Origin of the sequence: Streptococcus sp. HPH0090, assembly GCF_000411475.1 — a bacterium.
Taxonomy (GTDB): domain Bacteria; phylum Bacillota; class Bacilli; order Lactobacillales; family Streptococcaceae; genus Streptococcus.
In genome coordinates this window covers 883,792-897,915 of sequence record NZ_KE150464.1, presented here as the reverse complement: position 1 = coordinate 897,915, position 14,124 = coordinate 883,792, and the positions used below count along the sequence as shown (strand labels likewise).

The 14,124-nt window shown below is 39.7% G+C and carries 14 protein-coding genes; 12 read left to right on the top strand and 2 right to left on the bottom strand.

The annotated features are described in order from the left end of the window. Positions 1-30: 30 nt before the first annotated feature. The gene (locus tag HMPREF1481_RS06310; protein WP_016466661.1) at positions 31-999 is read right to left on the bottom strand and encodes an NAD(P)/FAD-dependent oxidoreductase; all 969 of its coding nucleotides are present in this window, start codon (positions 997-999) and stop codon (positions 31-33) included. A 134-nt stretch (positions 1,000-1,133) separates the two neighbouring features. Between HMPREF1481_RS06310 and cdaA the strand changes: the two genes are divergently transcribed. From cdaA to HMPREF1481_RS06250, 12 genes are all read left to right on the top strand, one after another. Then, positions 1,134-1,991 carry a diadenylate cyclase CdaA gene (cdaA, locus tag HMPREF1481_RS06305; protein WP_016466660.1) on the top strand — a complete coding sequence of 286 codons (858 nt, stop codon included), beginning with the start codon at positions 1,134-1,136 and terminating at the stop codon, positions 1,989-1,991. Beyond that, positions 1,978-2,766, top strand: coding sequence for a CdaR family protein (locus HMPREF1481_RS06300; protein WP_016466659.1), 789 nt, complete (start codon positions 1,978-1,980; stop codon positions 2,764-2,766). Before cdaA ends, HMPREF1481_RS06300 begins: the two co-directional genes overlap by 14 nt. 26 nt (positions 2,767-2,792) lie before the next feature. Then, on the top strand, positions 2,793-4,142 hold the full coding sequence (glmM, locus tag HMPREF1481_RS06295) for a phosphoglucosamine mutase (protein WP_016466658.1): 1,350 nt from the start codon (positions 2,793-2,795) through the stop codon (positions 4,140-4,142). Positions 4,143-4,208: 66 nt separating this feature from the next. Further along, entirely contained in the window at positions 4,209-4,583 is a 375-nt protein-coding gene (locus tag HMPREF1481_RS06290; protein WP_004252208.1) for a DUF1149 family protein, read from the top strand. Positions 4,584-4,585: 2 nt separating this feature from the next. Further along, positions 4,586-5,434, top strand: a complete 849-nt coding sequence (locus tag HMPREF1481_RS06285; RefSeq protein WP_016466657.1) for a DegV family protein — start codon at positions 4,586-4,588, stop codon at positions 5,432-5,434. Between the two features lie 263 nt (positions 5,435-5,697). Continuing rightward, positions 5,698-6,465 carry a 4-hydroxy-tetrahydrodipicolinate reductase gene (gene dapB, locus HMPREF1481_RS06280; RefSeq protein WP_016466656.1) on the top strand — a complete coding sequence of 256 codons (768 nt, stop codon included), beginning with the start codon at positions 5,698-5,700 and terminating at the stop codon, positions 6,463-6,465. Next, positions 6,462-7,661 (top strand): CCA tRNA nucleotidyltransferase, encoded by a 1,200-nt coding sequence (locus HMPREF1481_RS06275; protein WP_016466655.1) that lies wholly within the window; start codon positions 6,462-6,464, stop codon positions 7,659-7,661. Before dapB ends, HMPREF1481_RS06275 begins: the two co-directional genes overlap by 4 nt. Then, positions 7,658-9,526, top strand: a complete 1,869-nt coding sequence (locus tag HMPREF1481_RS06270) for an ABC-F family ATP-binding cassette domain-containing protein (protein WP_016466654.1) — start codon at positions 7,658-7,660, stop codon at positions 9,524-9,526. The genes HMPREF1481_RS06275 and HMPREF1481_RS06270 overlap by 4 nt, the downstream gene beginning before the upstream one ends. Then, a complete protein-coding gene (locus tag HMPREF1481_RS06265) occupies positions 9,526-10,119 on the top strand; it encodes a hypothetical protein (RefSeq protein WP_016466653.1) in 594 nt (197 codons plus the stop codon). Before HMPREF1481_RS06270 ends, HMPREF1481_RS06265 begins: the two co-directional genes overlap by 1 nt. Before the next feature lie 126 nt (positions 10,120-10,245). Beyond that, on the top strand, positions 10,246-10,758 hold the full coding sequence (locus HMPREF1481_RS06260) for an adenine phosphoribosyltransferase (protein ID WP_006148048.1): 513 nt from the start codon (positions 10,246-10,248) through the stop codon (positions 10,756-10,758). A gap of 191 nt (positions 10,759-10,949) precedes the next feature. Next, the gene (gene metA / locus HMPREF1481_RS06255) at positions 10,950-11,894 is read left to right on the top strand and encodes a homoserine O-acetyltransferase MetA (RefSeq protein ID WP_016466652.1); all 945 of its coding nucleotides are present in this window, start codon (positions 10,950-10,952) and stop codon (positions 11,892-11,894) included. Positions 11,895-11,902: 8 nt separating this feature from the next. Continuing rightward, the gene (locus tag HMPREF1481_RS06250) at positions 11,903-12,577 is read left to right on the top strand and encodes a DnaD domain-containing protein (RefSeq protein ID WP_016466651.1); all 675 of its coding nucleotides are present in this window, start codon (positions 11,903-11,905) and stop codon (positions 12,575-12,577) included. Between the two features lie 46 nt (positions 12,578-12,623). Here HMPREF1481_RS06250 and HMPREF1481_RS06245 read toward each other — a convergent pair whose 3' ends face one another. After that, complete coding sequence (locus HMPREF1481_RS06245; protein WP_016466650.1) at positions 12,624-14,075, bottom strand: alpha-amylase; 1,452 nt, start codon at positions 14,073-14,075, stop codon at positions 12,624-12,626. Positions 14,076-14,124 lie beyond the last annotated feature (49 nt).

Genomic DNA, 14,124 nt, shown 5'->3' with positions numbered 1-14,124 from the left:
ACCACGAATCAAAGGATTCGTGGTTTTTTCTTATAGACTAGTAGAGTGTTTTGGTTGTACTTTTTGCTCTGGGTCAATGTAGTTAATGGCATTGTTAACTGCAGTTGGTGCTTCACCAAGACCTGTCGCAATCAAGTCAATCTTACCTTCGTAGTAGCAGCAGTCTCCAATAGCATAAATTCCTGCCTGACTTGACTCTTGTTTACTGTTGACGATAATCTTATGGCGATTCAGTTCTAATCCCCAATTTTTAAGGTTTCCGACAGAAGATTTGAAACCATAGTTGACAAAGAGGTGGTCCAATTCAATGGATTCAGTCTCATCGGATTTAACTTTTGTAATTTCAAGCTTATCTAAAGTTTTTCCATCTCCAAGGAGTTGACTTGGCACAAATGGTGTTTTGATACTTACAGATGATTCTTGTAAAGCTTGTACACTATGTTCGAGAGCACGGAAGTTATCTCGACGGTGAACAAGTGTAGTAGGAGCAATCTTTTCAAAAGCTAAAGCCCAGTCCACAGCAGAATCTCCACCACCCAGAATAGTTACTTTCTGACCAGCATATTGTTGAATGTTAGAAACGTGATAGTGGATATTTTCATAACCTTCTACACCTTCTAATTCAAGTGGACGAGGTTTAAAGGCGCCACCACCCATAGCAATAATAACAGCTTTGCTAGTGTGACTTCCTTTAGTGGTTGTGATAGTAAAGATACCATCTTCTTTTTTAATCTCAAGAACAGTTTCGTTGAGGTGAACAGGTGTCTCGAATCCTTCAAGTTGTTCCAAGAGACGGTTAGTCAATTCTTCCCCTGTAAGGTTTGGGAAACCTGGTACATCGAGAATTTGTTTTTCAGGATAAAGGATAGCAGGTTGACCACCTAGCTGAGGGAGAGAATCGATGATTTGTACTTTAGCTTGACGAAGGTGAGCATAAAAGGCTGCGAAAAGACCAACAGGTCCACCACCTATAATGGTGATATCATATAGTTTAGACATGGCTTCTCCTTAATTCATTTCTGTCTTTTTATTCTATCATATTTTCTACCAATTTAAAATCAAGTAGGGGGAGAAAATTTTCATAGAAAATGGTATAATGAAGAGAAGCTTTTTTTATGGAGAGGAGTCCTAGGATGAATTTTCAGCAATTATCTAATCTCCAATACTGGTCTAGTTTATTCTCCAGTCCTTGGAGTATTGTGATAAATTTGATTGATATTCTAATCGTTGCTTATATCTTATATCAATTTACAAAATCAATTGCAGGAACCAAGATTATGATTCTGGTTCGAGGTGTTTTAGTCTTTATCTTAGCTCAGATAGCAGCTAACTTTTTAGGCCTGACAACTATTTCCTGGTTGATTAACCAATTGATTACCTATGGAGTTATTGCAGCGGTTGTCATCTTTTCTCCAGAAATTCGGACAGGCTTGGAACGCTTGGGTCGGGCTACGGATTTCTTCTCTTCTACTCCGATGAGTTCAGAAGAACAGATGATTCAGGCTTTTGTCAAAGCAGTTGAGTACATGAGTCCTCGTAAAATTGGAGCCTTGGTAGCTGTTCAACGTGTGAGAACCTTGCAGGAGTATATCGTGACAGGAATTCCTTTGGACGCTAAGATTTCTGCTGAACTATTAATTAATATCTTCATCCCTAATACTCCCCTTCATGACGGTGCAGTTATTATCAGTGGAGATCGGATTGCAGTAACTTCTGCCTATTTACCACTAACAGAAAACACAGGTATTTCCAAAGAGTTCGGGACACGTCACCGTGCAGCCATTGGTTTATCCGAAGTTTCAGATGCTCTCACTTTTGTAGTATCAGAGGAAACTGGTGGAATTTCGATTACCTACAATGGTGTCTTCAAACATGATTTAAGTTTGGAAGAATTCGAGGAAGAACTACGCCGCATCTTGATACCTGAGGAAACACAGGAATTAACTTTAAGAGAACGCATTTTTGGAGGGTGGAATAATGAAAAAAAATAGCCTTTATATCATCTCCTCGCTCCTGTTCGCATGTGTCCTATTTGTCTATGCGACATCGATTAATTATCAAAACAATTCTAGCGCAAGATCTACTAAAACAGAAACTTATACCAACACGGTAGTCAATGTACCGATTGATATCCATTATGATAGTGATCAATATTTCATCAGTGGCTTTAGTTCAGAAGTGACAGTGTTTCTAACGGGTTCAAATCGGGTAACCTTGGCCAGTGAAATGCAGGAGAGCACACGTAAATTCAAAGTTACTGCTGATTTATCGCAAGCTACAGAAGGAACAATCGAAGTTCCTTTAACCATTGAAAACCTTCCAAGTGGTTTAACAGCTGTCGCAACACCACAGAAGATTACAGTCAAAATTGGTAAGAAGGTTACTAGGGATAACGTACCAGTTGTACCTCAAATCGATTCCAGTCAAATTGATGAGCGGATTATAATCGAACGTGTGACTGTTTCTGATGAAAAGGTTTCAGTAACCAGCGATGCAGATACTTTATCTAAGATTGATCGCATTGTTGCTGTTTTACCAACGAGTGAACAGATTACAGGAAATTACTCTGGTTCAGTTCCGCTACAAGCAGTTGATAAAAATGGATCAGTCTTACCAACCGTTATCACACCTTCTGAGACTACTATAAAAGTCTCAACTAAAACTGTCAGAACAACAAGTAGTACGACTACAAGTAATGCTTCAACTGCTGAAAACTCATCAACGACAGCAGCAGAAACGAAGCCAGATACTTCAAAGCAAAATTAACATTAAACTAGAAAAGGATTATAAAAATGGGTAAATATTTTGGAACGGATGGAGTCCGTGGAGAAGCAAACGTAGAATTAACACCAGAATTGGCTTTTAAACTTGGCCGTTTTGGAGGGTATGTTCTCAGTCAACATGAGACAGAAGCGCCTAAGGTTTTTGTAGGACGTGATACTCGTATTTCAGGGGAAATGTTAGAAGCAGCCTTGATTGCTGGTCTTCTTTCTGTGGGAATTCACGTTTATAAACTTGGTGTACTTGCTACGCCTGCAGTAGCATATTTGGTGAAAACTGAAGGAGCGAGCGCAGGTGTCATGATTTCAGCTAGCCACAACCCAGCCCTTGATAACGGGATTAAATTCTTTGGTGGTGATGGCTTTAAGCTAGACGATGAAAAAGAAGCCGAAATCGAAGCCTTGCTTGACGCCAGTGAGGATACTCTCCCACGTCCAAGTGCTGAAGGATTAGGTACTGTTGTTGATTACCCAGAAGGATTACGCAAGTATGAAGCCTACCTGGTTTCAACTGGAACAGGTCTTGAAGGAATGAAGGTAGCCTTGGATACTGCAAATGGAGCAGCTTCTACAAGTGCTCGTCAAATTTTTGCAGATTTGGGTGCTCAAATCACTGTCATTGGAGAAACTCCAGATGGTTTGAACATTAACTTGAATGTTGGTTCGACTCATCCAGAAGCCTTGCAAGAACTTGTAAAAGAAAATCAATCTGCCATTGGTTTAGCCTTTGATGGGGACAGCGATCGTTTGATTGCAGTAGATGAAAACGGTGAGATTGTCGACGGTGATAAGATCATGTATATCATCGGTAAATACCTTTCTGAAAAAGGTCAATTGGCACAAAATACAATTGTAACAACAGTTATGTCCAACCTTGGTTTCCATAAAGCCTTGGATCGTGAAGGCATTAATAAAGCTGTCACTGCTGTTGGAGACCGCTATGTAGTTGAAGAAATGAGAAAATCAGGCTACAATCTCGGTGGAGAACAGTCAGGTCACGTTATCTTGATGGACTACAATACAACTGGTGATGGTCAACTTTCAGCAGTTCAATTGACTAAGATTATGCAAGAAACAGGTAAGAGCTTATCTCAATTGGCTTCAGAAGTAACAATTTACCCACAAAAATTAGTTAATATCCGTGTGGAAAACACCATGAAAGACAAAGCCATGGAAGTACCAGCTATCAAGGCTATTATCGATAAGATGGAAGAAGAGATGGCAGGTAACGGACGTATTCTCGTTCGCCCAAGTGGAACTGAGCCACTCTTGCGTGTCATGGCTGAAGCACCAACAACTGAAGAAGTAGATTACTATGTGGATACCATTGCTGAAGTTGTGAAAGCAGAAATCGGAATTTAGGAAAGTTAGCAGAAAATAAGAAAATATGTTACAATGTCAAAGTAAATTGTAACCATGGAGAATATGATGAATTTAAAACGTGAACAAGAATTTGTAAGTCAGTATCACTTTGATGCTCGTAACTTTGAATGGGAAAATGAGAATGGAATTCCTGAAACAAAGGTTGATGTGAACTTCCAACTACTTCAACATGACCAAGAAAATCAGGTGACTTCTCTCGTAGTTGTTTTGAGCTTTATGATTGTTTTTGATAAATTTGTTATCAGTGGGACTATTTCTCAAGTGAACCACGTTGAAGGTCGTATCGTAGATCAACCAAGTGATTTTAGTCAAGAAGAAGTTGAGACGCTTGCTCGTCCTTCTTTGGATATGCTAAACCGTTTGACTTATGAAGTAACAGAAATTGCACTAGACTTACCAGGGATCAATTTGGAGTTTTAGTCATGAAATTAGCTGTCATTACAGATTCTTCAGCCTATTTAGAGGAGAAGACGCTGCAAAGAGAGAATCTATTTATCTTGGATATCCCTGTCAATATTGATGGGGAAGAGTATGTTGAAGGTGTAAATCTAACCGCTCAAGAATTTTATGAAAAAATGGCTCGTTCATCTGAACTACCTAAAACAAGTCAACCAAGTATTGCAAAGTTGGATGAAATTTTATCATCATTAAAAGAAAAAGGCTATACTCATGTTTTGGGACTCTTCCTTTCTTCTGGAATCTCAGGATTTCACCAGAATATCCAGTATATGACGGATGAGTTCGAAAATCTAACCATTGCTTTTCCTGATACTCGAATTACAAGTGCACCACTAGGCTTCATGGTGGAAAGTGTGTTTCAATGGTCTGAGCAGGGAGATGATTTCCAGTCTATACTAGATAAGTTAACAGAACAGATTGAAAATACTTCTGCCTTTATCATGGTAGATGATCTTGATCATCTGGTTAAAGGTGGTCGTTTATCAAATGGCGCAGCCATTTTAGGAAACCTTCTTAGTATTAAACCAATTCTATATTTCAATGACCAAGGTGTTATCGAAGTTTATGAGAAGGTTCGTACAGAGAAGAAAGCAACAAAACGTTTGGTTGAAATTGTCAAAGAAGTAACAAGTAATGGAAATTATCAGATTACTGTCATTCACGGGAATGCTCCTCAAAAAGCAGCAGACTTGCGTCAGCTTTTGTTAGACGGCGGAGTGGCTACAGACATTTCAATTGCAACCTTCGGTAGTGTTATTGGGACTCACCTGGGAGAAGGAAGTATTGCTTTAGGTTATACACCAATCGTCTAGATTGTTCTTACAGGCTTTGTATCTTAGAAATTGAACACGGACTATCTGCCTCTTGAAAAAAGATGCCTGTCTTGCCTTTCATGGAAAGTCAGCGCCATTCCCTATTTTTCATGGGCAGCTAACGTCCTTTGTATCTTAGAATTGAACACGCCTGGAACCCTATGTGAAAAAGATAGTTCTTCCAAGGAGAAGAAACTCCTTGATCAGAACTCCTATTTTCACTTTGTGTTCTTACAGTCTTTGTATCTTAGATAGGAGTAAAGATGAGTATTCGAGTGATTATTGCTGGTTTTAAGGGAAGAATGGGTCAATCTGCTTGTCAGATGGTTTTGTCTGATCCTGAACTTGAACTAGTAGCTGTTTTGGATCCTTTTGAGTCTGCATCTGAATGGCAAGGAATTCCAGTATTCAATGATAAAAATGACTTAGCAGGCTTTGATGCCCATGTTTGGGTGGACTTTACTACACCAGCTGTCGCCTATGAGAATACACGCTTTGCGCTTGAAAATAGCTTTGCACCTGTCATTGGAACAACCGGTTTCACTAGTCAAGAGATTGAGGAACTAAAAGAATTGTCTCGTTCCAAAGGCTTGGGTGGCTTGATTGCTCCTAACTTTGCCTTGGGTGCTGTCTTACTGATGCAATTTGCAGCACAGGCAGCTAAATACTTCCCAAATGTGGAGATTATTGAACTTCACCATGATAAGAAAAAAGATGCGCCGAGCGGGACAGCTATCAAAACAGCTGAGTTGATGGCACAAGTTCGTGAGTCTATTCAACAAGGTGCTAGCGATGAGGAAGAACTCATTGCGGGAGCACGTGGAGCTAACTTTGATGGTATGCGAATCCATTCGGTTCGTTTACCAGGTTTGGTAGCTCATCAAGAGGTCATTTTTGGCAATCAAGGAGAGGGATTGACTCTGCGTCATGACTCCTATGATCGTAGCTCCTTCATGACAGGGGTGAATTTGGGAATCAAAGAAGTTGTCAAGCGTCATGAGCTTGTCTATGGATTAGAACACTTACTATGAAATTAACAAAAATGCCTTCTGAATTTCAGAAGGCTTTACCAGTATTAGAAAAAATTAAAGAAACAGGATTTGAGGCTTATTTTGTGGGTGGCTCTGTTAGGGATGCCCTACTCAATCGCCCCATCCATGATGTGGATATCGCGACTTCATCTTATCCTGAAGAGACTAAGCAGATTTTTCCACGCACAGCTGATATCGGCATTGAGCATGGGACCGTTTTGGTTTTAGATGGAGATGAAGAGTACGAAGTAACCACTTTTCGAACAGAGGATGTTTATGTAGACTATCGGAGACCAAGCTCAGTCTCTTTTGTTCGTTCGCTAGAAGAGGATCTTAAGCGTCGTGATTTCACAGTTAATGCCTTTGCCTTAGATGAGACAGGGAAGATTGTCGATTTGTTTAATGGTTTACAAGATTTAGAAAATCAAGTCCTACGAGCAGTTGGTGTAGCTAGTGAACGTTTTAATGAAGATGCTTTACGCATCATGCGTGGTTTTCGCTTCCAAGCTAGTCTTGGTTTTGAACTCGAGCAAGAAACGTTTGAAGCGATGAAGACCTTAACGCCACTCTTAGAGAAAATTTCTGTGGAGCGTACTTTTGTTGAATTTGATAAACTTCTACTAGCCCCTCATTGGCGAGTGGGTCTGTCTTCCATGATTGCAAGTAAAGCTTATGATTATCTTCCAGATATGGCTAGTAGTCAGGATAAACTCCAGTCATTATTTGATTTAGAAGATCATTTCACTTTTGAAACTTCTGAACAAGCCTGGGCAGCACTTTTATGGGTTTTAAAAGTGGAAGATGCTCAAAAATTTTTAAAACATTGGAAGACATCACGTCAATTTGCCAAGCAGGTACAGGATTTGCTCGCTATTTTAGCTCTCCGTGAAGAAGGGGAACTCGGCAAGCGTGATTGTTACCGATTCGATTTGGACTTGATTCTACAGGCTGAAAATCTCCGCAGAGCTCAAGGTAAAGACTATAATCCGGAAGTAATCACAGAAACCTATGAGAGTTTGACCATTCATGATAAGAAAGAAATTCAAATCAATGGTGGTATTCTCATCAAAGAATACGGATATAAACCTGGACCTGATTTGGGAGATGTTTTAGAAGAAATTGAGTATGCTATTGTTGATGGAGATTTGGAAAATGACCGTCAAGCCATCCATGACTACCTAAGGGAGAGAAAATGAGTGACTTTATCGTTGAAAAACTAAGTAAATCCGTTGGAGATAAGACAGTCTTTAAGGATATTTCCTTTATCATCCATGACTTGGATCGCATCGGACTCATTGGTGTCAATGGAACTGGGAAAACTACCCTTCTAGATGTTCTTTCGGGAATTTCAGGTTTTGATGGTGATGTTAGCCCATTTTCAGCAAAGAATGATTACAAGATTGGCTACTTGACCCAGGATCCGGATTTTGATGACAGCAAGACTGTCTTGGATACTGTCCTATCAAGTGATTTAAAAGAAATCCAGCTAATTCGTGAGTATGAATTGCTCATGCTTAACTATAGTGAGGACAAACAGGCCCGTTTGGAACGTGTCATGGCTGAGATGGATTCCCTCCATGCTTGGGAAATTGAGAGTCAAGTCAAGACGGTTCTCAGTAAACTAGGTATTCAAGACTTATCAACTCCTGTTGGAGCTTTGTCTGGAGGTCTCCGTAGACGGGTTCAGTTGGCGCAAGTCCTTCTTGGAAACCATGATCTCTTGCTTTTGGATGAGCCTACCAACCACTTAGATATTGCAACCATTGAGTGGCTGACTCTCTTTTTGAAAAATTCCAAGAAGACAGTTCTCTTTATCACCCACGACCGTTACTTCCTAGATGCTCTTTCTACGCGAATCTTTGAGTTGGATCGAGCTGGTTTGACAGAATATCAGGGGAATTACCAAGACTATGTTCGTCTCAAGGCGGAACAGGATGAGCGCGATGCAGCTCTACTTCACAAAAAGGAACAACTCTATAAACAAGAATTAGCCTGGATGAGAAGACAACCACAAGCTCGTGCAACCAAGCAACAGGCGCGTATCAATCGTTTCCATGACTTGAAGAAGGAAGTTTCAGATACTAGTATTGAGACAGACTTAAGCATGAATTTTGAAACTAGCCGTATCGGTAAAAAGGTCATCGAGTTTAAGAATGTTTCCTTTGCCTATGATGACAAACCGATTTTGCAAGATTTTAACCTTTTGGTTCAAGCCAAAGACCGTATCGGAATCGTTGGGGATAATGGTGTTGGGAAGTCAACCCTTCTTAACCTTATTGCAGAAAGACTTGAAGCTACTGAAGGACAAGTTATCATCGGTGAAACAGTTCGTATCGCTTATTTCTCTCAACAAATCGAAGGTTTAGATGAAAGTAAGCGGGTTATCAATTACCTGCAGGAAGTGGCAGAAGAGGTTAAGACTAGCGGTGGTACTACGACATCTATTGCAGAATTACTAGAACAATTTCTTTTCCCTCGTTCAACGCACGGTACCTTGATTGAGAAGCTGTCAGGTGGAGAGAAGAAACGTCTGTACCTCCTCAAATTACTCCTTGAAAAACCCAATGTACTTTTATTAGATGAACCAACAAATGACCTAGACATTGCGACCTTAACAGTTCTAGAAAATTTCTTACAAGGTTTTGCAGGACCAGTCTTGACAGTTAGTCACGACCGCTATTTCCTTGATAAGGTTGCAACTAAGATTCTTGCTTTTGAAGATGGAACCATCCGTCCTTTCTTTGGCCATTATACAGATTATCTAGATGAAAAGGCCTTTGAAGCAGAAGCAGTAACTCAAATCCAAAAGGCTGACAAGGAAAAAGTCGTCAAAGTTCGTGAAGAAAAGAAACGGATGACCTACCAAGAAAAGCAGGAGTGGGCAAGTATTGAAGGTGACATTGAAGCCTTGGAAAACCGCATCTCTTCTATAGAGGAAGAAATGCTAGCAAATGGTTCTGACTTTGGGAAACTAGCTACCCTTCAAAAAGAGTTAGACGAGAAAAATGAAGACTTGCTGGAAAAATATGAACGCTATGAATATTTAAGTGAGTTAGTATAATGGAAGAAACAATTATTAAATGGAGTAGTAAGAAAATCGTCTTGAGCCTTATTCTTTACCTACTAGAATTGGCTCTTCTACTTTGGATTTTTTCGTTTTTGATGAGCTATCCCGAAGAAGCACCTGCGGGATTGGTGGCTTTAATTCTCTTTATTGGTTTCTTAATCATCATCGTTGGCTTCATTTTGTATCAACATTTGCGACGGCTTTTTTCTGATAAAGAGTATTTGAAATGTACGGCTCAAGGATTTTCCTATAAACCATATCCAAAGAAAGACTGGCAGTTTTATTCCTGGGGACAGGTAGAAAAGTTTGCTCTCACGAAAATTAAGGGTAGTAGAAATGCAAGGGATTTTTATATAATTGAGGTTCAGTTTTATGACAAGGAACTTTTAAAATCCAACTTTTTCTGGTATCGTCTTCGAAGTAGATTTACAAGTTCAAAACATTCTAACGTTTTGAAAATCCCAATCTATTTACTGGATGTTGGATTACCTCGTAGAGTATTTGAAACCATGGCCTACTATGAGCGAGAGTGGCGCATCCAACAAAATCGTCAACGCAACCAAAACTCTAAAAGCAAAAAGAAGTAAGTACTTCTAGCAACAATTGAAGAAAAAATGAGAAGTCTTGAACCAAGTATCAAGGCCTCTTTCTATTTTGCTTTTCTAGGAATTATGGTATAATGGGGAGTAAAAACTTTAAAAGAAAGAAATGCTATGAACTTAAAAGATTACATTGCAAGTATTGAAAATTACCCACAAGAAGGAATTACTTTCCGTGATATTAGCCCATTGATGGCAGATGGAAATGCCTACAGTTACGCTGTTCGTGAAATTGTTCAATATGCTACTAATAAAAAGATTGATATGATCGTAGGACCAGAAGCTCGTGGATTTATCGTTGGATGTCCAGTCGCTTTTGAGTTGGGAATTGGTTTTGCGCCTGTTCGTAAACCTGGCAAGTTGCCACGTGAAGTCATTTCAGCGGACTACGAAAAAGAATATGGAGTTGACACTTTGACTATGCACGCAGATGCTATCAAACCAGGACAACGTGTTCTTATCGTAGATGACCTCTTGGCAACAGGTGGTACTGTTAAAGCAACCATCGAAATGATTGAAAAATTGGGTGGAGTCGTAGCAGGTTGTGCCTTCTTGATCGAACTGGATGAACTCAAAGGTCGTGAAGCTATCGGAGATTACGACTATAAAGTGCTGATGCATTATTAATGAAAAACAGTCCCTAGGGCTGTTTTCTCTTCATTTGATATAAAAATAAGCTATATCTAGTTAGAGAAAAACTATAATTGAAAACTATATCTTCATGCAGTATAATAAAGGGAAAGAGAAACGTCAGCATTTTTCCCCGTTGACGATACCATGTTTACTTGAGTCCAATATGATACAGTAAGGAGATTTCTATGCCGATTCGAATTGATAAAAAATTACCAGCAGTTGAGATTTTACGAACGGAAAATATTTTCGTCATGGATGACCAGAGGGCGGCTCATCAGGATATTCGACCACTGAAAATTCTGATTTTAAACTTGATGCCACTGAAAATGGTTACAGAAACTCAGCTTTTACGCCATTTAGCCAATACTCCTTTGCAGTTAGATATTGAATTTTTATATATGGAAAGTCATCAGTCGAAAACAACTCGTTCTGAGCATATGAAGACTTTTTATAAGACCTTCTCAGAAGTTCAAGACCAGTATTTTGATGGCTTGATTATTACAGGTGCTCCAGTTGAACATCTCCCTTTTGAAGAAGTGGACTATTGGGAGGAATTTACTAAGGTTATCGATTGGTCTAAGACTCATGTCTTTTCAACCCTGTATATTTGCTGGGGAGCACAAGCGGGTCTATACTATCGCTATGGCGTAGATAAATACCAGATGGACCAGAAGCTTTCTGGGATTTATTCTCAAGATGTTTTGAAAGAAGGTCATCTTCTACTGAGAGGTTTTGATGATTTATATGTATCCCCTCATTCTCGCCATACAGAAGTCCACAAAGAAGATATTCTAAACAAAACAAATCTAGAGATTTTAGCATCAGGAGAAGAGGTAGGAGTCTCTATCCTTGCGAGTCGAGATTTGAGAGAAGTCTATAGCTTTGGGCATTTAGAGTATGATCGCGATACGCTCGCAAAGGAATATTTTAGAGATCTAGATGCTGGTTTAGATCCACATATACCAGAAAATTATTTCAAAAATGATGACATTCATGAACTTCCTTGTATGAGGTGGAGTTCATCTGCAGCCCTCTTTTTCAGTAACTGGGTAAATTATGCAGTATACCAAGAAACGCCTTTTGAGTGGAAGAGTGTAGAAGATGATGTGTCTCATTTTGGATACTTATAAGAGGAATTATGACATATTTAGATGCTTTTAAATCAGGGAACTTAGTGTTACCGAGTGACCTGCTCTTACATTACAATCAACTGTTCTCGTCAAGCGATGATTTCTTGGTTTGGCAATTCTTTTACCTACAGAATACAACGGCTTTAGGTGAATTGTCTCCAAGTCAGATTGCTGAAAAAATTGGCAAGCAAGTTACTGAAGTCAACCAAGCAATTTCCCGCTTGACTGATAAGGGGTTGCTTCAATACCGAACCATTGAACTGAATGGCGAAATAGAAGTAATCTTCGATGCAACTCTTGCCTTGGAGCGCCTAGACCAACTGTTTGAAAAACAAGCTCCAAACCAGGTGCAATCTGCCCCAAATGATTTAAAGAGCTTGGTAGATACTTTCCAACAGGAGCTAGGTCGTCTATTGAGCCCGTTTGAGATTGAAGACTTGGAAAAGAGTTTGAAAGAAGACGGAACTAGTGCGGATTTGATAAAAGAAGCCTTACGAGAAGCTGTTCTAAATGGAAAACCAAATTGGAAATATATCCAAGCTATCCTACGAAACTGGCGTCATGAGGGAATTAAGAGTGTAGCCCAGGTAGAGGCTAAACGCCAGGAGAGAGAAGCAACAAACCCTCAAAATGTTCAGGTTTCATCTGATTTTAAAAATGCTATGGATCTATGGAAAGACTAATAATGAATAACAAAAAAACTTGCCTGCTTGGCAAGTTCTTTTATTTTTAATTAGCAAGTCCCCAAACACTTACAGAACGTTCAGAAACTGGGAAGTCACCATATCCTTCAGCATTAATAGTCACTTGGTCTGAATGGTTGCCAAGAATATCAACAAAAGTATGATCAGCCCATTCTGGACCTACAAACATGGTTTTATAATTCTCTTGAGCATTTGAGATAAGAACAGCTAGAGGTGTTTGGTTGTCTACACCTGAACGGACCCAACCAATACAGTTAGGGTCATCAAAGTAGTCCGTTTGCTCTCCATATGCCAATTCTTTTCGGATAGCTAGCAAACGGTCAAGAACTTCTTTAAAATTTTGCTGAGCATATTGACCAGAGATACCATAGTAGTCTCCGTAAAAGACACAGGGAAGACCCTGCTCGCGCAAAAGAATAAGAGCATAGGCTGCTGGTTTAAACCATTCTTCTACAGTAGATTCTAAAGCTTGTCCTCGTTGAGTATCATGGTTTTCGACAAAGGTTACAGCCTTATCTGGTTTGACTTGAACTAAACTATCATTAAAGATGGTACGCAAATCGTAGTCTGCACCAGCTTGGCTTGCTTCAAAGAGATTCATATGGAGGCGGACATCGACAAGGTCAAAGCGCTCTTCAATCTTTTCGAGATAGTCAAGGTTTGCATCCTTATCTGGATTCCAGAATTCTCCAAAGACATAGAAGTCTTGTCCATATTTCTCTTTGATGTCACGAATGAAATTACGCATAAAGAAGGAGTCGATATGCTTGACTGCATCTAAACGAAAACCAGCTACGCCAGTCGTTTCCATGAACCAATCAGCCCAATCGTAGATATTTTGTATGACTTCTGGATGCTTAAAATCTAAGTCCGCATACATGAGGTAGTCATAGTTACCATTTTCGTTATCGACTAATTCCTCGTGGGCCCACCCCTTATTATCTCCCTGGATAAGGTAAATACCAGACTTCCGTCTTTTGGCATCATAGTCAGTTCCAGTGAAATGGTACCAGTGCCAGTGGAAATCATTGTAGGTGTTTTGTCTTCCATCAAAAGTAAAGTTTGTCCAACCATTGATGGTAAAAGGTTCTCCAAGTTCAATTGTGCGATCTTCTGGGTCAACTTCAATAACCTGGAAGGATTCTAAACGGTCTGCAGCTGCCTTGTGGTTCAAGACGACGTCAGCCATAGGTTGAATCCCATGTGATTTAAGTGTTTGAATGGCTTGAAGATAGTCTTCTTTGAAACCGTACTTGGTACGCACAGTTCCTTTTTGATCAAATTCACCGAGGTCAAAAAGGTCATAGACACCATAACCGACATCTTTTTCGTTTGTAGCTTTAAAGGCAGGTGGCATCCAGACGTGGCTAATTCCTAGATTTGCAAGGTGCTCAGCATCTTCGGTAAGTCGCGTCCAGTGTTGTCCATCGTGGGGAAGGTACCACTCAAAATATTGCATTAGGGTTTGATTTTTCATAGATAGTCCTCATACTTAACAATTTGAGAATCATTTTACCACAAAGCAA

Coding starts and splice junctions, on each gene's coding strand:
- HMPREF1481_RS06265 (WP_016466653.1), top strand. CDS start 9,526: ATGGAAGAAACAATTATTAAATGGAGTAGTAAGAAAATCGTCTTGAGC.
- glmM (WP_016466658.1), top strand. CDS start 2,793: ATGGGTAAATATTTTGGAACGGATGGAGTCCGTGGAGAAGCAAACGTA.
- HMPREF1481_RS06250 (WP_016466651.1), top strand. CDS start 11,903: ATGACATATTTAGATGCTTTTAAATCAGGGAACTTAGTGTTACCGAGT.
- HMPREF1481_RS06260 (WP_006148048.1), top strand. CDS start 10,246: ATGAACTTAAAAGATTACATTGCAAGTATTGAAAATTACCCACAAGAA.
- HMPREF1481_RS06245 (WP_016466650.1), bottom strand. CDS start 14,075: ATGAAAAATCAAACCCTAATGCAATATTTTGAGTGGTACCTTCCCCAC.
- HMPREF1481_RS06275 (WP_016466655.1), top strand. CDS start 6,462: ATGAAATTAACAAAAATGCCTTCTGAATTTCAGAAGGCTTTACCAGTA.
- HMPREF1481_RS06310 (WP_016466661.1), bottom strand. CDS start 999: ATGTCTAAACTATATGATATCACCATTATAGGTGGTGGACCTGTTGGT.
- HMPREF1481_RS06290 (WP_004252208.1), top strand. CDS start 4,209: ATGAATTTAAAACGTGAACAAGAATTTGTAAGTCAGTATCACTTTGAT.
- HMPREF1481_RS06285 (WP_016466657.1), top strand. CDS start 4,586: ATGAAATTAGCTGTCATTACAGATTCTTCAGCCTATTTAGAGGAGAAG.
- HMPREF1481_RS06300 (WP_016466659.1), top strand. CDS start 1,978: ATGAAAAAAAATAGCCTTTATATCATCTCCTCGCTCCTGTTCGCATGT.
- HMPREF1481_RS06270 (WP_016466654.1), top strand. CDS start 7,658: ATGAGTGACTTTATCGTTGAAAAACTAAGTAAATCCGTTGGAGATAAG.
- cdaA (WP_016466660.1), top strand. CDS start 1,134: ATGAATTTTCAGCAATTATCTAATCTCCAATACTGGTCTAGTTTATTC.
- metA (WP_016466652.1), top strand. CDS start 10,950: ATGCCGATTCGAATTGATAAAAAATTACCAGCAGTTGAGATTTTACGA.
- dapB (WP_016466656.1), top strand. CDS start 5,698: ATGAGTATTCGAGTGATTATTGCTGGTTTTAAGGGAAGAATGGGTCAA.